The sequence below is a fragment of the Kitasatospora sp. NPDC090091 genome, assembly GCF_044747365.1.
Lineage (GTDB): Bacteria > Actinomycetota > Actinomycetes > Streptomycetales > Streptomycetaceae > Kitasatospora.
In genome coordinates this window covers 85,424-105,717 of sequence record NZ_JBIVDY010000006.1, presented here as the reverse complement: position 1 = coordinate 105,717, position 20,294 = coordinate 85,424, and the positions used below count along the sequence as shown (strand labels likewise).

Sequence of the window (20,294 nt, the reverse complement as noted above, 5' to 3'; positions counted from 1 at the left end):
GAAGCTCGCGGTCAGGTCGCTGGTCTCCCACGCGCCGTTGCCGGGCTTGTAGGTGACCCGCAGGTGACCGTTGGCGGCATCGGCCGTGACAACACCGAGCGTGCCGTTCGGCTGCAGGAACGCCGCCGGAGCACCACCGCCGGACGGGGCGGTGCCGGCCGTGTCACTGAGGTCGGAGGTGGCCCAGCCGCCGCCGATGGGCAGATACGTGACCTGGAGGTGTCCCGAGCCCGCGTCACGGGTGAACGTCACCTGGTTGCCGTCAGCCGCAATGATCGAACCCTTGTTACCCAACGGCGGCTTGGAGTTGGGTGCGGTCGGCGCGGAGTTGCTCAGTACCGGGCTGGCGTACCCGGCCAGGTGGACGGCCGTGCCCTTGACGGACCATTCGTAGGCGCCGACCGTACCGGGCATGCCGGAGTTCCGGGTCACCGATCCGCCGCCCTGGTTGCCGCCGACGTAGTCGATCGTGCCGTTGCTGTTGACGGCGACCACGATGGCGACGTGGTCGTAGGTGGTGAACGAGGAGCTGCGGCTGCTGGGGTGGAAGAACACCGCGTCGCCGACGTGCGGGGTGGAGGAGAGGCCGCCCTGGTTGTTGTTGGCGTAGGTCTGGAAGCTGTTGGCGAGGTCGTTCAGTACTGCCAGGTTCTTCACACCGTTGCGCGCCCAGACCCAGCCGGCGAAGTCGGCGCACCAGGCATGAGCGGTCTCGCCGCCGTAGCAGCTGTTGGTCTGGCCGGTGCCGGACACGTAGTAACCGGAGCCGCTGTTGCCGCAGGCGTCGCTGCCGAGCTGGCCGATCGCGGTGCTGGCGATGTCGTTGCCGGTGGCCGCCTGGGCGGCCGGTGCGGACACCAGGCCAAGGCCAGTGCCGAGCAACAGTGCGGCAAGGCCGGCGGCGGCGCTCCTACGAGAGCCCATGAGCATGACAGTCCCCCTGGAATGGTTGTGTGGAATGCGCCGGTGCGGCGCAAGAGAGTTGGTGAGTGAGTCGACGCGGAGCATGCCGCGAGCAGGCCTCCGCCCACCCTGGCGAGAGCGTCCCGTGCGAGGCGCCCCCCGGGGCACAGTGCGTAAGCATTACGGGGGCACCTGTCACGGCCCTATCATCAGCCAAAGATCATTTCTGACCGGGTGTCAGCCGCGGCCCGACGGGGGAAACACATGTTCTTTCGCGTACTCGGCGAGCTGGGAGTCGAGGACAACGCCGGGCAGCGCGCTGTCCGGGGTGTCCGGCTTCGCTCGCTCCTGGCCCTGCTGCTGCTGCACCCGAACCAGCCGCTCACGACGGACCGGCTCCAGGACGCCCTCTGGGCAGGAGGACCGCCGGAGTCCGGTGCGGCCGCGGTGCACAACCTGGTGGCGCGCCTGCGCCGCGCCCTGGCCGACGGCGCCCCCGACCGGATCGCGGCCACACAGCTCGGCTACCGGCTCAGGGTCGCCGACGACGAACTCGACAGCCTGCTCTTCGAAGGTCACCTCGACGCAGCCCACAGCGCCGTACTCGGTGGCGACTGGGAATCCGTTCATCGGGGGACGTCCGCCGCACTGGCGCTGTGGCGCGGCGCCCCGCTCGCCGAACTGCCCGAACTCGCCGACGCCGGCCCGGCGCGCGAACGGTGGCAAGAGGCACGGCTGCAGGCTCTCGAGTGGCGCCTCGACGCGGACCTGCGCCTGGGCCGGTCCGCCGGGCTGGTTCCCGAACTGGCCCGGCTCGTCGACGAGCACCCACTGCGCGAGGCCTTCCACCAGCAGCTGATGCTCGCCCTCCACCGCACCGGCCGGCGCGCCCAGGCCCTGGCCGCCTACCGGCGCCTTCGTCGGACCCTGCGCGACGAACTCGGCATCGAACCGGGGCACGCCGCCCAGCGCATCCACCAGGACATCCTGCGCGCGACCGAACCCGGGACCGAACCGACGCCACCGGCCCCCGCCGCGTCATGGCCCACCCAACTCGGACAACTCCCCGCCGACACATCCGACTTCACCGGACGCGACGAGGAACTGGGGCAGCTCCGCGACCATCTCGCGGCAGCAGCCAGGGGGAGCAACAGCCCCTCCGTGCTGGTCATCTCCGGAATGGGCGGCGTCGGCAAGACCGCACTCGCCGTCCGGACCGCGCACCGCGCCAAGGAACTGTTCCCGGACGGGCAGCTCTATGTCGACCTGCGCGGCTTCGGCAACAGCGAGCCGCGCGAGCCCCACGAGGTACTGGCGCGGTTCCTTTCCGACCTGGGCGCTCTGCAACACGGCAGCTCGCCGGCCAAGGACACCCACGACCGGGCCGCCCAACTGCGCGCAGCCCTCACCACCCGGCGGGTGCTGCTGCTGCTCGACAACGCCCGTGACGCTCAGCACCTGCTGCCGCTGCTGCCCGGCGACGGGCGCAGCGCCGTACTGGCGACCAGCCGCAACACGCTCACCGACTTGCCCGGCGCCGTCCAGATCCGCCTGGAGCCGCTGGACGTGGAGGACCAACGACGCCTCCTGTCGGCGGTGTGCGGCACCGACCGTGTGTCCGCCGAACCGGACAGCGCCCTGCGGCTGCTGGCGACGTGCGGCGGGCTGCCGCTGGCGCTGCGCGTCGTTGCAGCCCGCCTGACCGCCCGTCCGGCCTGGTCACTGGACACCCTGGCGCAGCGCCTGAGCGTCGATGGCCAGCGCCTGCGGTCGCTGGCGGCGGGCCACCTGAGCGTGCGAGACACCTTCGCATCCAGCTACCTGGCGCTGCGCGACAGCGAGGACGCGGAGGAGCGCGAAGCGGCCCGGCTGTTCCGGCTGCTGGGCCTGTGGCCCGGCATGTGGTTCGGCGTCGAGCAGACGGCCGCCCTGGTGCAGCGCCCCACCACGGACGTCGCGAACCTGCTGGAACTGCTCGTCGACTACCACCTCCTCCAGAGCCCTGAACCGTGGCGCTACCGGTTCCACGACCTGCTGGGCGAGTACGCCGCTGACCGCGTCCTCGCCGAGGAGCCCGACGAAGACCGGACCGCAGCCCTCCTGAACCTCCTGACCTGGTACACCGCCGCGGGAACCCGCGCGTACGACGTCCTGAATCCCCGCTCCCCGCTCCCCGCGATACCGGAGGATGTGCCTTCTCCACTGCCCGCGTTCTCCGATGAAGCTGACGCTCTCGCCTGGTTCATCCGGGAGATACCCGCGTACAGGGACGCCGTCCGCCTGTCGGTCAGAATGGACCGGCCCGATTTGGCCTGGCGCACGGCCTGCTTGCTTGGCTGTTACGGCCAGAACTACTGGTCCACCGGCCAGTGGATGGGAGCGCTGAACGACGCACTGGACGCCACCCGGGAGTCCGGCGACCGGATCGGCCTGGCGCACCTGCACAACAATATGGGCATCGCCCATGCGTTCGAGGGGCGCATGGAGCTCTCCCTGGAACATCTGCGCGAGGCCCTCGGCCACGCGGAGGCAGCCGGTCAGACCGGATCTGTGGCCAGGCTCCTGTTCAATCTTGCCGCCGCGGCCACCGAGGCCGGGGATGTCGAAGCGGGTCTCGGGTATGCCAGACGGTTCACCGAAAAGGCACGCATCACGCCCGGTCCGGAGGCCGCCGAGGCTGGTCTCCTCGTCGTGGGTCGTGTACTCATGATCGCCGGCGAACTGGAGGAGGCAGAGCAGGTCCTCAGGGAGGCCCTCGATCTCTGGCGCCGTCTGGGCGTGCGCTCCAAGCAGGCCATCGCCCTGAAGAACCTGGGCGAGGTCCTCGACCGGCTCGGCAGACCCCGGGAGGCGCTGGCCGTGCTGTCGGAGGGTCTGGAGATCCGCAGAGCGCTCGGCATTCATGGCGGGGTGGTCACGATCCTGCAGGCCATCGCCCGCACCGAGGCGGCACACGGCGATCCGGAGATCGCCAGGCGCCACTGGCGGGAAGCACTCGATGTCGCCAGGGAACATCGCCTCGACGCCAGGATCCAAGAGATCGAAAGGGAGTCGAACGGTCCGGAGTTCGTCGCCGATTCCGCCTGAACGCCCTGGGAGATGGTGCCCTCGACACCTGCCCGGACAACGTCGGCCTTCATGACCACAACCGGGTCTTGAAGGCCGACGTCACACACCGCCCGGGATCACCAACAGCGTCCCGTGCTGGTCCCGGGCCCTTCGGCACTCTGCCGGTGCGCGTGCTGCGACCGCTCCTACTGCTGCGACTGCCAGTTGACGATCCGGCTGGAGCTCGGCGCCCGCTCGCCCCGGTGGGTGACCAGCACGATGTCCTCCGGCGCGGGAGCGCCGTCGATCGGCCAGTAGATGCGGCGCGGCGAGCGGTGCTCCGGCCAGACCCGCGGGTCGAGGATCCGCCAGCCGGCCAGCGTCCGGAGGAAGAAGGGGTCCGCGGCCGTCCAGCCGTCGGCCGTCCTGACCTCGATCCACATGTGCTGGAGCGGGAAGGGCGCGGCCATGATCAAGCCGCTGGCGCCGCGCACCTCCACACCGGCGTCGCGGGTCTCGGCCAGCAGGACGTGGCTGGCCAGCCGGCAGTCGGCCAGCCCGGTCTCGCGGGCGAAGCCGACGTCGGTGGACAGCTCGTGCGGCAGCAGGTGGAAGGTCAGCCGGTGAACGGGCTCGAACACGGCCCGCGCCGTCTCGTCGAACCAGTACTCCTCCTCCGGCAACCGGACCCGGCGGGTGAAGGAGAGCGGGCTGTCCCACGTCACCTCGCCGGAGCCGGGGTCGGCGTCCAGCATGGCGCCGGGGGCGAAGTCGCACTCGCCGGGGTGGCCGGGTTCGGGGCAGCGCCCGGTGGTGCGGAAGGCGTACGCGCTGCTGCTGTCCTTGCCGAGCTCGCCGTCGAAGGCCCGGGCCAGAGTCTTCATCAGCATCCAGTTGGGGCAGTTGAGCTCCAGCTCGACGGTGACGTTCTCCAGGTCGAACGAGTTGAGCCGCAGCTCCTCGCCGTCGCCCTGGTGCGGCAGACCGGCGTCGAGCAGCTCGGCGAGCAGCTCGGCGTCGATGGCGTAGGCCTTCGCCAGCATCGCCCGCGGGACGTCGAAGGCCCGATGGCGACCGGGGATCAGCAGGGCCCGGGCGACCACCTCCTCGATCGTCCGGCTGCGGTCCGGCAGCTCCGCCACCTGGTCGTGCATCGGGTTCTCCACTCTCTCGTCGGTCGGGCCGCGGCCGGCGCGGTCAGCGGCGCGGTGCGGGTCGGCGCGCGGTGCCGGGCAGGCCGGGGCCGCCGTGCCGGGCGGCCACCGCCTCGGGGTGCTCCGACATCAGCAGGGTGCGCAGCGCGGCGAGCGTCGGGTGGTCCAGGACCTGCAGCGGGTCCAGCTCGATGCCGAACGCCTCGCCCACCTGGGCGGTCAGCAGGACCAGGGCGATGGAGTCGAAGCCGAGCTCCATCAGGTCGGCCTCGACGTCGACCCGGTCCGGGTCGACCAGCAGGAAGCCGGCGGCCGTCTGCCGCAGGACCTCCTCGACGGCGGCGGCGAGGCCGTCCACGGCGGGCCGGTCCGCGGCGGTGCCCGGCTCCGTGCCGGCCTCCCCCGCGGTCCCGCCCGACCTGGCGTTCCCGGTGGCGCCGAAGGGCGCCGCCGGGTCGATCCAGAAGCTCCGCGGTTCGAACGGGTACGGCGGCAGCGCCGCCCGGCGCGGGGCGGGCGCCGGCCAGAGCAGGCTCCAGTCGACCGGCACGCCGTCGACCCAGAGCGCGCCCAGCCGGTCCAGCCGCCGCTTGTCCACCAGGGCGTCCAGGTAGGCGCGCCCGTCCTCGTCGTCCAGCAGGCCGCCGGACCCGGCGTCGGTGCGCACGGCACCCGTCCGCAGCCCGGGCGCGGACCGCCCGGCGGCGAAGGCCTCCAGCGCGGCGCGGAGTCCGGCCCGGTCGCGCGCGGTGACGGCGAGCCGTTCGGCCAGCTCCCGGCGGCCGACCTGCGAGCCGTACGCGAGCCCGGTCAGCCCGCCCGGCCCACCCGGCTCCTCGGACAGGGCCCGGGCCAAGGCGGCGGCGAGGACGCGCAGCCGCTCGCCGGTGCGGGCGGAGAGCAGCACCAGCTGCTCCTCCTCCGGGACGGGCGTCGCCTCGGGCCCGTCCACGGCCGGCCGGTACTCCTCCACGATCACGTGCGCGTTGGCTCCGCCGGCCCCGAAGGCGCTCACCCCGGCGCGCCGCGGCGCTCCGGGCGCCGGCACCCACTCCTCCGCCTCCCGGGGGAACCGCACCACCGGGGTGTCGATCTTGGGGTTGAGCTCCTCCAGCCCGACGCAGGGCGCGAGCTGTCCGTACTTCAGCTGGAGCAGGACCTTGGTGAGCCCGGCCACGCCGGCCGCGCCCTCCAGGTGTCCGATGTTCGCCTTCACCGAGCCGACCGGGCAGGGCCGGTCCGCCGGGCGTCCCGGGGCCAGTGCGCGGGCCAGCCCGGCGATCTCCAGCGGGTCGCCGAGGGCGGTGCCGGTGCCGTGCGCCTCCAGGTAGGAGAGGGTGGCGGGATCGATCCCGGACCGCTCGGCCGCGGCGGTGACCAGGTCGGACTGGCGGGCCGGGTTGGGCACGGTGTAGCCCGAGGTGCGTCCGGCGGTGTTCAGCGCACTGCCCTTGATGACGCCCCAGATGTGGTCGCCGTCGGCGACGGCCGCCGTGAGCGGTTTGAGCAGGACCGCTCCGACGCCCTCCCCCGGGACGAACCCGTCGGCCGCGGCGTCGAACACCTTGCACGCCTCGTCGGAGGAGAGCATCGACGACGCGGAGAGCCCGACCAGGTGGGCGGGGTGCAGGATCAGGTTGACGCCGCCGGCGATCGCGGTGCGGCACTCGCCCCGGCGCAGGCTCTCGCAGGCCAGGTGGACGGCGGTGAGCGAGGAGGAGCAGGCCGAGTCGACGGCGAAGCTCGGCCCGTGCAGGTCGAAGAAGTAGGAGACCCGGTTGGCGATCGACCACGGGGCGGAGTTGGGGCCGGTGAGCTCGCCGAGCGGCCAGCGGGTGGCGCCGATCTTGCCGTAGGTGTGGTTCATGCTGCCCACGAAGACGCCGGTCTCCGGCTCGTGGGTGGTGGGGCCGAGCATCCCGGCCTGCTCCAGCAGGTGCCAGCAGGTCTGGAGGAAGAGCCGCTCCTGCGGGTCGAGGTGGGCCGCGTCCAGCGGCAGGACGTGGAACAGCTCGGCGTCGAACTCCGCGACGCCGTCCAGGAATCCTCCCCAACGGCCGTGGGTGCGGTCGGGCCGGCCCTTGCGCGGGTCGAAGTACGAGCGCCAGTCCCAGCGGTCGGCCGGGACCTCGCCGGTGCTGCGCACGCCGTCGCGGAGGTTGCGCCAGAGCGCCTCGACGTCCGGCGCGCCGGGGTAGCGGCCGGTCACCGCGATGACGGCGATGTCCGCGGAGGACGGTGCCCCGGCGGGCCGTTCGGCGTGCTCGGACCGTTCGGCGTGCTCGGTCCGCTCCGGCCGCTCGGCCCGCTCCGGCCTGGCCCGGTCCGGCCGCCCGTCCCGCTCCGGCCTGGCCCGCGGAGGGGCGGTCGCGGCGCCGGGCGCCGGGAGCAGCCGGGTCAGCTCGGCCGGTCTGGTCGCCAGCAGGTGGTCGGCCAGCTCCTCGACCGTCGGGTACTCGAAGGTCAGGGTGGGTTCGATGTCGCCGAGGTCCCGGTCGAAGCGGACGGTGATGTTCATCCTGGCCAGCGAGGAGAGCCCGAGCTCGCGCAGGGCGTCCGGGGCCGTCAGCTCCTCCACCGGCACCCCGGCGACCTCCGCGACGACCGCGCGGACGTAGCCGCGCACGGCCGCGACCGGGGGCACCTGCCCCGCACCCGACGGGTCGCCGTTCGGGGAATCGGCTGCCATGGTGATCCTTTCGTCTGGGTCCGGGGCGCTTGCCGTCGCGGCGCCGCCGGTCGCGGGCGTCCCCCGCCCGGGGGACGCCCGCCCTGGGCGGGCCCTACGCGTCGTGGGCCGCGGCGCGGGTCGGGAACGACACCGGCGTCTCCGCGCCGTCGTGCATGGCCATCACGAACTCGTGGTCCGCGAGCCGCCAGGCGCCCTCGCCGATGGACCGGTAGGACGGCCACTCCTCGGCCGGCAGCAGGTTCCAGCCGGTGAGCAGGTTCACCAGGTGCGGGTCGAAGGAGACCCAGCGGTCGTCCACCCTGACGTCCAGCCAAGAGTGGGCGATCGAGTAGGGCGCGGACAGGAACAGGCCGAAGGAGCGGCGGGCGGTCAGGCCGAGCCCGAGCGCCTCCTCCGCCAGGAAGGTCGCCGCCAGCCCGCAGTCGGCGAGCGCCGCCTCCCGCAGGAAGCCGACGTCCTGCCGCAGTCCGGCCGGCAGGTAGTGGAAGTGCACCGCTGCAACCAGCTCGGTCAGCGCCGCCAGCTCCGGGTGGACCGCGGCGGGCCGGGCCGGGACCAGCCTGGTCAGCGTGAACGGGCCGCCGGCCGGCCCGTCGAAGCCCGGCTGCTCGCGCAGCAGCGGCGCCGCCGCGGGGTTGCAGTCGTGCTCGCGCGGGCCGGGCGGACAGGCGGGCAGCACGTCCACCGTGTACGAGGTGGCGCCGGAGGCCCGGGCGGCCGAGCGGATCGCCGCCGCCCAGCCGCGCATGGCCATGAACCGCGCGGAGGGCAGGGCGAGCGACAGCGAGACGTTCGCGAGGTCGAGCTGGTCGTAGCGGGGGCCGTCGGCGCCCGGCCGGCACGGCAGGCCCAGCTCGGTGAGCGTGCCGAGCAGCGCCTCGTCGATGCCGTGCTGCCAGGTGGCCTCGGCGGCGGTCTGCCCGAACTCCCGGTACCGGTCGGGCACCCGCCCGATCCGGCCGACGAGCTCACGCAGGGTGCGCTCGTCGGCCGCCGGCCGGGCGGTGCGGGCGGGTACGGCCATCAGTGCGCCTCGGCGGGTACGGCGCGCGCGCCCGCCTGGTAGGAGGCCGCCTGGATGCCGTACAGCTCGCTGTACTGGCCGCCGCGCGCCATCAGTTCGGCGTGCGAGCCGTACTCGGCGACCCGGGAGCCGTCCAGCACGACGATGACGTCCGCCATCCGCACGGTCGAGAAGCGGTGCGAGACCAGGACGGTGATCCGGCCAGAGCCGTCGCCGGCAGCGCTCCGGGCGGCCTCGGCGTAGCGCTCGAACAGCGCGTGCTCCACCTCGGCGTCGAGCGCGGAGGTCGGCTCGTCCAGCACCAGCAGCAGCGGGTCCTCACGCACGAAGCCGCGGGCCAGGGCGACCTTCTGCCACTGGCCGTGGGACAGGTCGACGCCGTTCTCCCAGGTCGGGCCGAGTTGGGTGTCCAGGCCGTCGGGGAGGCCGTCGACGAGCTCCTCGGCCCCTGCGCGGGCGATGCCCGCCCGGGCGGCGGCGGGGTCGTCAAGCCGCGGGAGGTCACCGAGGCCGACCGACTGCCGGACGGGGTACTCGAACTTGAAGAAGTCCTGGAACGCGCCGCTGATCCGCTCGCGCCAGCCGGCCGGGGAGATCCGGGCGAGGTCGGCGCCGTCCACGCTGATCGTCCCCGAGGTCGGGGCGTAGAACCGGCAGAGCAGTTTGACCAGGGTGGTCTTGCCGGCGCCGTTCTCTCCGACCACAGCCACGACCTTGCCGGCGGGCAGGTCGAGGGTGACGTCCTCCAGGACGGACTGCTCGGAGCCGGGGTAGCGGAAGCCGACGCGCTCCAGCCGGATGCCGCCGGTGAGCCGGGCCGGAACCGGCAGGTCGGCCGAGGCCCGGTCGGCGGCGGCGAGGTCCTCCAGCCAGGTCAGGCGGCGCGACACGTCGAGCCAGATGGTCCGGTAGAACTGGGCCTGGGTGACGGTCTGTCCGACGTACTGGGCCAGCCGGCTGCCCGCGGTGAGCAGCAGCAGGCTGTCGGCGGCGGCCGGGCCGGAGCCGTTGGCGACGTGTGCGACGGCCAGCACGAAGGCGGCGCCGAACAGTGCGTGGGAGGCGGCCTGCCAGAGCGCGGTGATCCAGCGGGATCGGGCCAGCGGCTGGTAGCGGCGGTTCCAGGCGTCGTGCCGGGCGTCGAGCAGCCAGCGCTGGACTCCTGCGACCCGGATCTCCTTGCCCGCGCCCGCCGAGGTGGCGAGGGTGAACAGGTGGCGGGCGCGGCGCTCGTGCTGGGCGCCTGCCTCCTCGGCCTTCTTGTCGACGCCGGAGCGCCAGCCGGACACCAGCACGCCGGGGACGGCCAGCACGCCGAGCAGACCGAGCAGCGGGTCGACCGACATCAGCAGCAGCAGGGTGATGGCCAGTCGGACGAGGACGCCGACGGTGCCGAAGAGCTCCTGGTACAGGTAGCTCAACGCGCCGGCGTGGTTGCGCAGCACGGAGATGCGATCGGCGTGCTCGGGCCGCTCGTGGTGCTCCAGGGTGGTCACCGCCGACTGCAGCCGGGCGACGTGCGACTCGACGTGGACGGCGGCCCGGTCGGCGAATCGGCGGTTGGCCCGGTCGCTGACGATGCCGAGCAGCCAGCTGCCGGTGGCGAGGGCAGCGAGGAAGAGCGCGGCGGCGAGGATGCGTCCGTCGTCCTGGGTGAGCACCCCGTGCAGCAGCGCGGCGAGGCCGGCCGCGAACAGCGCGTCGGGTGCGGCCGCGGCCACCGTGGTCCCGAAGGCCACCACGATCAGCAGCGGGCTCGCCTGGTAGCCGAGCCGCAGCGAGCGCGCCAGCGCCCGGACGGACGAGGGCAGCGGGTCGGCGGCCTTGGTCTTGTCAGCCGGCGATGCCATCGGGTTCCTCCTCGAATCGGGACGCCTGCAGGTCGAACATCTGCCGGTAGCGGCCGTTCGCCGCCATCAGCTCGTCGTGGGTGCCCAGTTCGGCGACCCGGCCGTCGGCCACGACACAGATCCGGTCGGCGTGCTGGACGGTGGAGAACCGGTGGGAGATGAGGACCGTGGTGCACCCCTTGGTCGCGGTGAGGATCCGGTCGAAGATCTCGGCCTCGCCCCGGACGTCCAGCTGGGCGGTGGGCTCGTCCAGGACGACGACCCCGGCGCCCTGGCGCACCGCGCAGAGCGCCCGGGCCACGGCGACCCGCTGCCACTGCCCGCCGGAGAGGTCGCGGCCGCCGTCGTAGCCGGGGGCCAGCACGGTGTCGAGGTCGGCGAGATCCGCGGCCCCGGCGTCGGCCAGCGCGGCCTCGATGACCTCGTCGGGGGCGCCGAGCGGTGCGACGTTGTCCCGCAGCGGCAGCTCGTAGCGGTTGAAGTCCTGGAAGACGGCGGTGAGCCGGCGGCGCCAGGAGGCCAGGTCGAGCTCGCCCAGCGCGGTGCCGTCCACCTCGATCGTGCCGCTGGTCGGCTCGTACAGCCCGCAGAGCAGCTTGACCAGGGTGGTCTTGCCGGCGCCGTTGAGGCCGACGACGGCGAGCGACGTCCCGGCCTCGATGGTGAGGTCTAGGCCGTCGAGTACCGGCCGGTCGTCGTTCGGGTAGGAGAAGCCGACCTCGCGGAAGCGGATCTCCTCCCGCGGCGCCTCGCCCGCCGGGCGCTCCCCGGTGCCGCCGAGCCGGCCGGCCTCCGCCATGCTCCCGCGCAGTCCGAGGACGGCGGCGACCGAACCGGCGGCGGGCGGCAGGGCCCAGTTCAGACCGCCGAAGGCGATCGCACCGGCGCCGACCGCGGCCTGGGCGAAGACCACGACCTCGCCGGTCCCGACGGCGCCGGAGGCCGCGTCCCGGGCCAGCGACCAGAGGGTGACGCCGTTGGCCGCGACCAGGATCAGGATGGTCCAGCGCAGCGGCCGCTGCTGCAGCTTGGTGGTCTGCCAGCGCAGCTCCACCAGGCGGCGGCGGGCGGCGGCGAACTGCGCCACGGTCCAGTCGCCGAGCCCGAAGATCCGCAGCTCCTTGGCGGCCGGGGCGTCGACGGCCAGCTTGTAGGTGTAGTCGGAGCGTCGCTGGGCGTCCAGCACCTCACCGGTGTTGCGGTCCCAGAAGCTGCTCTCCTTCAGCAACCAGTGGGTGGCCAGCCAGGCGCCACCGACCAGCAGGGGTGCCCACCAGGTGTAGGCGGCGAGCACGATCACCTGGCCGGCGCCGACGGCCGCCTCGACCAGGCCGCCGGCGATCAGTCCGACCGAGATGGCCATCGGCGGGCCGACCGTGCCCTGGTCGAAGTCCCGGGCGCCGGCCAGCTCGTCGGCCAGCTCGCGCGACTCCAGATGGGCGATGCCGCCGGGTGCCGTGGTCGTCTCGACCAGCAGGTCGTGCAGCAGGCAGGAGAGGCGCTCCCCGAGGGCCACGCCGACCTGCGAGTGCAGCGGCACCAGCATGCGGAGCAGGACGAACACCGCGCCGGCGGCGCAGAGCGGTCCGGTCAGGGAGGTGCCGTCGCCGATGGCGTCCACCAGCAGGCCGGTGGTGACGGCGAACAGGGCGGGCAGGGCGCCGCGCACCAGGATCAGCGCCCACCAGGCGATGGCCAGGCCCCGGTGGGCGCGAGGCAGGACGGCGAAGAACTTCCACTCGTCCCGGTCGCGCAGCCGGGCGGCCAGGGCCGCGATGCCGGAGCGCTGTTCAGCCCCGGCTGGGGTCTCGGGTGTCTCGGTCACGGGCGGGTCGCCGTCTTGCCGTCTGGGCACGGGAAAGCACACTTCTCTCGCTGGTACGGAACTGCGGGGCTGCGGAGTCTTGGGAGCGCGGCGGGCCGGGCGCGGCTGTGCCGCGCGGGGCCGGGGCGGCGCCGGGAGCCCCGGCCCCGGGGCCGGGTGGGTGGGCCGGGCCGCCGCCGGGTGGTGGGCCGGGCGCCGGCGCAAGGTCAGGCCTTGACCGCCGACACCAAGTAGCCGGTGGTGCCGCCGAGGTAGTGGCCGTCCTCGTGCAGCTGCTCCAGCCGGTGCTTCCAGGCGACCACCTGGCGGGCGGTCAGCACCCGGTCCTTGACGAGCTGGGCGAGCGGCCGCCGCATGGTGAACAGGAAGAACGCGAAGTCGTTGGGGACCGGGTGCGGCTGGACCGCGACCTCGGTGAAGCCGGCCTCCCGGTAGAGCCGGGGCAGCTGACGGCCGATCCAGCCCTGGAGCGCCGCGTCGGTGACGTAGTCGAGGATCGTCCGGGTGGTCGCCCGGTCGGGGTGGTCGAGCACGGTCGTGCCGAGGTCGAACTCGAAGGCGACCGCCCGGCCGCCGGGCCGCAGCACCCGGGCGATCTCGGCGATCGCGCGCGGTGCGTCGGGCACGTGCTGCAGCAGGGTCTGGGCCCGGCAGCGATCGAAATCACCATCCCCGAAGGGGAGTTCGAGCGCGCTGCCGACCTCGAAGGAGACCGCGGCGCCGGCCCGGGAGGCGCGCAGCCGGGCCTCGGTGACCATGGTGCGGCTGAGGTCGAGTCCGGTGACCCGGGCACCCTGCGGCACCCTTCCGGCCATCGCGATCGCGTCGGCGCCCAGCCCGCAGCCGACGTCCAGCACCGCCGCGGCGCCCTCCAGGCGCAGCTCGGCCATGACGGCCTCCTCGGCGGTGCGCATGCCCGGGTAGGCCTTGCCCTCGTCCAGCGCCCGGATCAGCGGCAGCGGATCCTCGACCTCGTCCACGGCCGCGAAGGCACGCAGGTCGGCTCCGATCGCCTCGACAGACATTGGTCCCCCTCCGATGTGCAGGTCGACGGACCGGTATGACCGGTGACGGCGCTTCGGTGGCGCTCGGATGTCCGCGGTCCCGGCTCGCGCACAGGCGTGCTGCGACCCGGCCGACCTGGGGTGCGGCACTCCGGCACCCCGCCGGCGTCGACTGATGATCTTCGCCAGACTCTACGTCATGACATGTACGCAGTCGAGCGTGACGATCACCGCAAACGCTCCGCGCATGTGACCCGCATCACGTTGCTGATGTGGACATGCAACGTGCTAGCGTCGCCCCGCAGTCGATCAAGGAAAGGGGGTGGAAATACATGGCTACCCGTCCGGCTCCGACCGACGAGGAGATCGCGGCCTTCGAGGCCTGGGTCACCGAGTACGACATCAACTCGATGAAGATGCGCTGAATCTGAGCGTTCAACCGGGAAGCGCTCCCGGGTGACATATCCGGGAATTCAGGGGCGCCCCTCCCGATCTTCGGAACATATCGCACGAACGGGGGTGACAGACATGGCTACGCGCACCGCTCCGACCGACGAGGAGCTCGCGGCCTTCGAGGCCTGGGTGACCGAGTACGACATCGTGTCCAGCAAGAAGGCCTGATCAACGGCCCTCTCGCCGACAGCAGGAACTCAGGAAGAACGGGGGTGACATTTCCATGAGCACTGCCCTCATCGAGGCGGTCCGTCCGGCGCCGAGCCTGGAGGAGATCGCCGATTTCGAGGCCTGGGTGGCCGAGCTGCAGAGCGACGACGCCGCCGACCGTGAATTCCAGATGCGGAAGATCGCGGCCTGACCAGGCGCCGCTCCGCGGCACCCCGGCGGTCTCCGGGACGGGCGTTCCCCGTCCCGGAGGCCGCCGCTTTCCGCTACCCCGGGCCGGGGATTCCCGGGGTGGTTCCGAGAATGCACCCCACGGCTTCACCGGAATTCGACGCGGGTGTTCCGCCCCCCTCCGGGACGCCCGCGATCTCCCCGGAACGGCGGTGGCCCGTCCGGGAATCCCCGGACGGGCCACAGTCGCGCACAGGGCCGGCCCCGGCCGGGCCGGCGGCGGGATCAGCCCTTGGTCAGGTGACGGCCGATCACCAGGCGCTGGATCTGGTTGGTGCCCTCGACGATCTGCAGCACCTTGGCCTCGCGCATGTAGCGCTCGGCCGGGAAGTCCTGGGTGTAGCCGTAGCCGCCGAGGACCTGCACGGCGTCGGTGGTCACCCGCATCACGGTGTCGGTGCAGAACAGCTTGGCCATCGCCGCCTCCTTGGAGAACGGACGGCCGGCGTCGCGCAGCCGCGCGGCGGACAGGTAGAGCGAGCGGCCGGCCTCGATCTGGGTGGCCATGTCGGCCAGCATGAAGGACAGGCCCTGGAAGTCGGCGATCGGCCGGCCGAACTGGCGGCGGGTGCGCGCGTAGTCCACGGCGAGGTCCAGCGCGGCCTGGGCCACGCCGATCGCGCAGGCGGCGATGCCGAGGCGGCCGGAGTCCAGAGCGGCGAGGGCGATCTGGAAGCCCTGCCCCTCCGTGCCGATCAGCCGCTCGCGGGGCACCCGGGCTCCGTCGAAGTGCAGCTGGGCGGTCGGCGAGGAGCGCATGCCCATCTTGTGCTCCGGCGGGGCCGCCGAGAGGCCGGCCGTGACACCCGGCACCAGCAGGCAGCTGATGCCGCGCGAGCCGGGCTCGCCGGTGCGCACCAGCGCGCTGTAGAAGTCGGCCTGCCCGCCGTGGGTGATCCACGCCTTGGTGCCGCTGACGACGTAGTCGTCGCCGTCCAGGTCGGCCCGGGTGCGCAGCGCGGCGGCGTCCGAGCCGGACTGCGGCTCGGACAGGCAGTAGGCACCGAGCTGCTCGCCGGAGAGCATGCCCGGCAGCCACTCGGCGCGCTGCTCCTCGGTGCCGAAGGTGGCCAGGGCGTGACAGGAGAGGGTGTGCACGCTGACGCCGAGGCCGACCGCCAGCCAGCCGGCCGCCAGCTCCTCCAGCACCTGGAGGTAGACCTCGTACGGCTGGTCGCCGCCGCCGTACTTCTCCTCGTACGGGAGCGAGAGCAGACCCGCCGCGCCGAGGGTGCGGAAGACCTCGCGCGGGAAGCGGCCGGTGGCCTCGTCCTCCGCCGCGCGCGGCAGCAGCTCGCGCTGGACCAGCTCCCGGGTCAGGCCCAGCAGCTCGCGGGCCTCCTCGCTGGGGAGCTGACGGTCCACGGCTTTCACAGGGGAGGTGGTCATGGCGGCTGGTCGCCTCCTCGTTCGGGCACCGGGCCCCGGAGTGGCGGGCCCGACGCGGGTGTGGCTGGTCGGACCGACCGGCACCGGATTGCGGTGAACGGCCGTTCACAAGCGTGGCGATGCGAGTATGCCCGATTCCCGGCGCTGCCGTCACGACCTGCGGGGGATCACTGTCCGTATCGGCACGTGGGCGGCCGTAGGGTGGCCATTGTGGCTGCTTCCGAAATCCTCGAACCCCCGTCCGGAGACCGGTCCGATGTCCGCACCGCGGGTACGGCCGGCGCCGGCGCCGACGGCGCCGCCCGGCGGGCAGGGGGCGCCTGCGGGGAGTGCGCCGCGGAGCTGACCGCGCTCGCGGCCGAGCTGCGCGCCCTCGCGCCGTCCTGCGGGCCGGTGCGGCTGGTCGCGGTGGACGGCCACGCCGGGTCGGGCAAGACCACCTTCACCGGCCGGCTGGCGGCCGCGCTCGGCGGCGCTCCGGTGGTGCACCTGGACGACCTGGCCACCCACGCGGAGCCGTTCGGCTGGACCGGGCGGCTGCGGGAGCAGGTGCTGGAGCCGCTGGCGGCCGGCCGGGACGCCGCGTACGAGGTGTACGACTGGACGCTGCGCCGCTTCGCCTCGACGGCGGCGCTGCCGAGCGCGCCGGTGGTCCTGGTGGAGGGGGTCGGCGCCGGACGGCGCGCGGTGCGGCCGTGGCTCGCCCGGGTGGTCTGGATGGAGCTGGCGGCCGAGGACGCCCGGCGGCGCGGCAAGGAGCGGGACGGCCCGGCGCTGGCGGAGTTCTGGGCGGGCTGGGCGCGGGCCGAAACGGCGCATTTCGCCGCCGACCCGAGCCGCCCGTACGCCGCGACGCGGGTCGACGGAGTGACCGGGCGGATCACGCCGAGCACCGTCGGTGAACCTTCAACAAGCCCTTGACCTGCGGTATCGCCAGGAATTAGGTTTCGGGTGTTGCCGCATCCACGGATCGCGCAACACCTCGACTCGGCATCCCCGGCTTGTTCCCCCGTGAGCCGGGGATGCCGTCCCCCCATCGCGCGCCCTGTGCGCCGCCCGCACGCGCCGGTGCGCCCTCCGGGCCCCCACGGCCCCGGCGGAAGCCCAACGCCCGCGCCCTCGATCGCATTTGACCCGGCGCGGCACCCTTCCGGATCAGCCCCGCGCCGGTACGATTTCCGGGAGGCGCATATGCGTCCCGGGGGCGTTCGACCACCGGCCGGCTCCGCGCACGACGACTCCGACGCCGGCCGAGCCCCGAGGCACACCGCGGGGGGCGTGAGTGACGACGGTGGACAGTTCCGACAGCAACAACGCGGGCGGCCCGGCCCCGAACCGGCTCGCCGACCGCGCCTGGCTGCGCGCGATGGACGCCTACACCGCGGGAGCGTACGCCCGCGCGGAGGAGGAGTTCCGCACGGCCGTCCGGCTGGACCCGGGGATGGCCGACGCCTGGCTCGGCCTGCACGCGCTGCGCAGCGACACCTCCGGCGCCCTGCTGGCGATGTACCGGAACCAGAAACGTTTCGGCGAGCAGCGCCGCCGCCACAGCCGGCCGCTCAGCTCCTGGTACTGGCTGGGCTGGTGGGTCCAGCCGGTGTTGGAGGACTCCCGCGACCTCGCCCTGGCCCACGCCTCGCACTGGCTGGACGGCCGCCACCTCTCCGAGCTGGACCAGGCGCTGGAGCAGTGCCCGTCCCCCGCCGAGGACCCGTCGGCCCGCTTCCTGCACGCCTGCCGGTCCTACCTGCTGAAGGACTGGGAGCAGCTGATCCGCGACACCGACCGGCTGCTGGACGACCCGCTGCTCGGCATCGAGGCCGGGCTGTTCGCCGGCATGGCCCGGGTCCGGCTGGACATGTGCGCGCAGGCGCAGGCGCCGCTGGCGGCCTCGCTCGCCCGCTGCCGCTCCGAGCAGCCTCAGCGCAAGGAGCTGCGGTACTGGCTGGCCCGCGCGTACGAGGGGGCCGGGCGCAGCGCCGCCGCGTTACCGCTCTACCGGGCGGTGCACCGGGCCGACCCCGCGTTCATGGACACCGCCACCCGGCTCGCGGCGATCGCGGCCGAGGACGGCCTCGGGGACGCGCTGCTGGACGCCATGGGTGCGGCCGGGCGCGAGGCGGGTACGGCGGCCGGCGACATCGGGTTCGACACCGACGGGCCGGGCTCCGTGGCCGACCTGGACGCGGTGGGGGCCGGGGGCCAGGACGCCGCCGGGTTCGAGCCCGGGGCCTTCGCCGGCGGGGCCGGCCCGGCCGAGACCTCCCCGGCCGGGAGCTACTCCCCCGAGGCCTACCCTGCCGAGGCCTACTCCGGCGGGCAGCCGCCGTCCGGGCCCCTCCCGGCCGAGCAGGACGCCGGCGGCACCGATCCGGCGCCCAGACCCGGCACGCCCGAAGCGGCCGGAGCGGCGGGCACCCCGCTGCCGCCGGGCCGGACCGCGCCCGCCGGCGAGCGCTCGGGCCCGGCCGTCCCGCCGCTCGCCCCCGCGGCCGCGGGCGGCGCCGGACCGGCCCGCGGCGAGGCGCTCCCCCGGACGGCGGGCACCTTCGCCCCGGCCGGCCGGGCCGGCAGCGAGCAGGAGCTGGACGCCGCCCTGGCCGAGCTCTCCCGGATGGTCGGCCTGGAGCCGGTCAAGCGGCAGGTCCGGGCGCTCTCCGCCCAGCTGCGGATGTCCCGGCTGCGGGCCGCACAGGGCCTGCCGGTCCAGCCGCCCAAGCGGCACTTCGTCTTCTCCGGCCCCTCCGGCACCGGCAAGACCACCGTCGCGCGCATCCTCGGCCGGGTCTTCCACGCTCTCGGCCTGCTCTCCGGGGATCATCTGGTCGAGGCCCAACGAGCAGACCTGGTGGGTGAGTTCCTCGGCCAGACGGCGGTCAAGGCGAACGAGCTGATCGACTCCGCGCTGGACGGCGTGCTCTTCATCGACGAGGCCTACAGCCTCTCCAACTCCGGCTACAGCAAGGGCGACGCGTACGGCGACGAGGCGCTGCAGGTGCTGCTGAAGCGGGCCGAGGACAACCGCGACCGGCTGGTGGTGATCCTGGCCGGCTACCCGGAGGGGATGAACCGGCTGCTCGCCACCAACCCCGGCCTCAACTCCCGCTTCACCACCCGGGTGGACTTCCCCAGCTACCGCCCCGGCGAGCTGACCGCGATCGGCGCGACGCTGGCCGACCGGGACGGCGACGGCTGGGACGAGGACGCCGCCGAGGAGCTGGCCAGCATCTGCACCCACGTGGTCCGCGAGGGCTGGATCGACGAGCTCGGCAACGGCCGCTTCATCCGCACCCTGTACGAGAAGTCCTGCGCCTACCGGGACCTGCGGCTCACCCTGCTGCGCGAACCGCCCGGCCGCGAGGACCTGGCCACCCTGCGGCTGCCGGACCTCGTCCAGGCCTACGGCGAGCTGATCGACGGCCGGGGCTGATCCGCCGTACCCCGGCCGCCGTCGGTGGTGCCCGGCGGGACCTCCGCCGGGCACCACCCTCAGAGCAGCTTCGCCTCACGCTCCGGGTCCAGGCCGACCGCGGGCCGGTCCGGGCGCTGCGGGGCCGTGCCGCCGATGGCCTGCAGCCAGGCCCAGGTGTCGGCGACCGTCTCCGCGACCGGGCGGCAGCGCAGCCCCGCCGCCAGCGCCCGGCTGACGTCGGCGCCGTACATGACGTCGACGAGCTCGCCCGGCGGGAGCCAGAACGGCAGCTCCAACCAGGGCTCGACGCCGGCTGCGAGCACGGTCTCCGGGTCCTTCCAGCGGAGCTCGGCGTCGGCGCCGGAGACCCGGACGCACTCCTCCAGCAGCTCGGCCATGGTGGCGTGCCCGGGCGGGCTCACCAGGTCGTAGGGCCCGGACCGGCCCGCTTCGAGCGCGTCCAGGGTCCAGGACGCGAGGTCGCGGACGTCGACGAACTGCAGCGCGAGGTCGCGCGGCCCCGGGGCGAGCACCGGACCGCCGCGGGCGACCCGGTTGAGCCACCAGGGCAGCCGGCCGATGTTCTCGTACGGGCCGATGATCAGCCCGGCCCGCACCAGCAGCGCGCGCTCCCCGAACGCGTCCAGCACCGCCAGCTCGCCGCCGCGCTTGGACTCCGCGTACGGCACCTCGCCGTCGTCGGGCGAGCCCTCCACCAGCGGGGCGTCCTCGGCCTCGGCGGCCCCCTCCGGCACCGGGAAGGCGTAGACCGACCGGCTGGACACGTACCCGTAGTGGCCGACCCGGTCGGCCAGCAGCCGGGCGCTGTCGCGCACCACCGAGGGCGCACCCGCCCAGGTGTCCACCACGGCGTCCCACTCCCCCTCGGCCAGCGCGGCCAGGCCGCCCTCGGCCGTGCGGTCCCCATGCAGGGCGCGCACGCCCTCCGGCGGCGCGTGCGTCCCCCGGTGGAAGACCGTCACCTCCCATCCCCGTGCCAGTGCGTCCTCAGTGAGGGCACGCCCGACGAACTCCGTTCCACCCAGCAGCAGAAGCTTCATGCCGACCACCCTGCACGCGGGGTGGTCGGCATGGGAACGGCTGCATGCTCAGAGCAGAATCGCCCAGGGCGAAAGGCGGC

At 73.8% G+C, this 20,294-nt stretch carries 13 protein-coding genes; 4 read left to right on the top strand and 9 right to left on the bottom strand.

Features of this window, described 5'->3' with window-relative positions:
- On the bottom strand, positions 1-924 hold a 924-nt coding region (locus tag ACIPSC_RS12395), incomplete at its 3' end, for a CHAP domain-containing protein (RefSeq protein WP_400825131.1).
- Between the two features lie 243 nt (positions 925-1,167).
- On the opposite strand from ACIPSC_RS12395, the gene ACIPSC_RS12390 reads away from it, so the two are divergent.
- Positions 1,168-3,990, top strand: a complete 2,823-nt coding sequence (locus ACIPSC_RS12390; protein WP_400825130.1) for a BTAD domain-containing putative transcriptional regulator — start codon at positions 1,168-1,170, stop codon at positions 3,988-3,990.
- A gap of 167 nt (positions 3,991-4,157) precedes the next feature.
- Here the strand turns inward: ACIPSC_RS12390 and ACIPSC_RS12385 are convergent, their stop codons facing one another.
- The 6 genes from ACIPSC_RS12385 to ACIPSC_RS12360 all read right to left on the bottom strand — a co-directional run bounded on the left by ACIPSC_RS12385 (position 4,158) and on the right by ACIPSC_RS12360 (position 13,521).
- On the bottom strand, positions 4,158-5,105 hold the full coding sequence (locus tag ACIPSC_RS12385; RefSeq protein ID WP_400825128.1) for a transglutaminase domain-containing protein: 948 nt from the start codon (positions 5,103-5,105) through the stop codon (positions 4,158-4,160).
- Positions 5,106-5,148: 43 nt separating this feature from the next.
- Positions 5,149-7,794 (bottom strand): beta-ketoacyl synthase N-terminal-like domain-containing protein, encoded by a 2,646-nt coding sequence (locus tag ACIPSC_RS12380; protein ID WP_400825125.1) that lies wholly within the window; start codon positions 7,792-7,794, stop codon positions 5,149-5,151.
- A gap of 94 nt (positions 7,795-7,888) precedes the next feature.
- Entirely contained in the window at positions 7,889-8,821 is a 933-nt protein-coding gene (locus ACIPSC_RS12375; RefSeq protein ID WP_400825123.1) for a hypothetical protein, read from the bottom strand.
- Positions 8,821-10,671: an ABC transporter ATP-binding protein gene (locus ACIPSC_RS12370; RefSeq protein ID WP_400825122.1), complete on the bottom strand. Its 1,851-nt coding sequence runs from the start codon at positions 10,669-10,671 to the stop codon at positions 8,821-8,823. The genes ACIPSC_RS12375 and ACIPSC_RS12370 overlap by 1 nt, the downstream gene beginning before the upstream one ends.
- Entirely contained in the window at positions 10,655-12,496 is a 1,842-nt protein-coding gene (locus tag ACIPSC_RS12365) for an ABC transporter ATP-binding protein (RefSeq protein WP_400825120.1), read from the bottom strand. The genes ACIPSC_RS12370 and ACIPSC_RS12365 overlap by 17 nt, the downstream gene beginning before the upstream one ends.
- A gap of 206 nt (positions 12,497-12,702) precedes the next feature.
- Entirely contained in the window at positions 12,703-13,521 is an 819-nt protein-coding gene (locus tag ACIPSC_RS12360; RefSeq protein ID WP_400825117.1) for a methyltransferase domain-containing protein, read from the bottom strand.
- Positions 13,522-14,176: 655 nt separating this feature from the next.
- Between ACIPSC_RS12360 and ACIPSC_RS12355 the strand changes: the two genes are divergently transcribed.
- A complete protein-coding gene (locus ACIPSC_RS12355) occupies positions 14,177-14,314 on the top strand; it encodes a hypothetical protein (RefSeq protein WP_395297142.1) in 138 nt (45 codons plus the stop codon).
- Positions 14,315-14,577: 263 nt separating this feature from the next.
- Here the strand turns inward: ACIPSC_RS12355 and ACIPSC_RS12350 are convergent, their stop codons facing one another.
- Positions 14,578-15,741, bottom strand: coding sequence for an acyl-CoA dehydrogenase family protein (locus ACIPSC_RS12350; RefSeq protein ID WP_400825115.1), 1,164 nt, complete (start codon positions 15,739-15,741; stop codon positions 14,578-14,580).
- A gap of 342 nt (positions 15,742-16,083) precedes the next feature.
- Here ACIPSC_RS12350 and ACIPSC_RS12345 point away from each other — a divergent pair, with 342 nt between their 5' ends.
- Together ACIPSC_RS12345 and ACIPSC_RS12340 are read left to right on the top strand one after the other, a co-directional pair.
- The gene (locus ACIPSC_RS12345) at positions 16,084-16,662 is read left to right on the top strand and encodes a uridine kinase (protein WP_400825526.1); all 579 of its coding nucleotides are present in this window, start codon (positions 16,084-16,086) and stop codon (positions 16,660-16,662) included.
- 370 nt (positions 16,663-17,032) lie between these two features.
- Entirely contained in the window at positions 17,033-19,171 is a 2,139-nt protein-coding gene (locus ACIPSC_RS12340) for an AAA family ATPase (protein WP_400825114.1), read from the top strand.
- Positions 19,172-19,230: 59 nt separating this feature from the next.
- Here ACIPSC_RS12340 and ACIPSC_RS12335 read toward each other — a convergent pair whose 3' ends face one another.
- Entirely contained in the window at positions 19,231-20,214 is a 984-nt protein-coding gene (locus tag ACIPSC_RS12335; RefSeq protein WP_400825113.1) for an NAD-dependent epimerase/dehydratase family protein, read from the bottom strand.
- Positions 20,215-20,294: the final 80 nt, after the last annotated feature.

Excerpts from the sequence above, each read along its gene's own strand:
- ACIPSC_RS12390 (WP_400825130.1), top strand. The coding sequence starts at position 1,168 with ATGTTCTTTCGCGTACTCGGCGAGCTGGGAGTCGAGGACAACGCCGGG.
- ACIPSC_RS12385 (WP_400825128.1), bottom strand. The coding sequence starts at position 5,105 with ATGCACGACCAGGTGGCGGAGCTGCCGGACCGCAGCCGGACGATCGAG.
- ACIPSC_RS12380 (WP_400825125.1), bottom strand. The coding sequence starts at position 7,794 with ATGGCAGCCGATTCCCCGAACGGCGACCCGTCGGGTGCGGGGCAGGTG.
- ACIPSC_RS12375 (WP_400825123.1), bottom strand. The coding sequence starts at position 8,821 with ATGGCCGTACCCGCCCGCACCGCCCGGCCGGCGGCCGACGAGCGCACC.
- ACIPSC_RS12370 (WP_400825122.1), bottom strand. The coding sequence starts at position 10,671 with ATGGCATCGCCGGCTGACAAGACCAAGGCCGCCGACCCGCTGCCCTCG.
- ACIPSC_RS12360 (WP_400825117.1), bottom strand. The coding sequence starts at position 13,521 with ATGTCTGTCGAGGCGATCGGAGCCGACCTGCGTGCCTTCGCGGCCGTG.
- ACIPSC_RS12355 (WP_395297142.1), top strand. The coding sequence starts at position 14,177 with ATGAGCACTGCCCTCATCGAGGCGGTCCGTCCGGCGCCGAGCCTGGAG.
- ACIPSC_RS12350 (WP_400825115.1), bottom strand. The coding sequence starts at position 15,741 with ATGACCACCTCCCCTGTGAAAGCCGTGGACCGTCAGCTCCCCAGCGAG.
- ACIPSC_RS12335 (WP_400825113.1), bottom strand. The coding sequence starts at position 20,214 with ATGAAGCTTCTGCTGCTGGGTGGAACGGAGTTCGTCGGGCGTGCCCTC.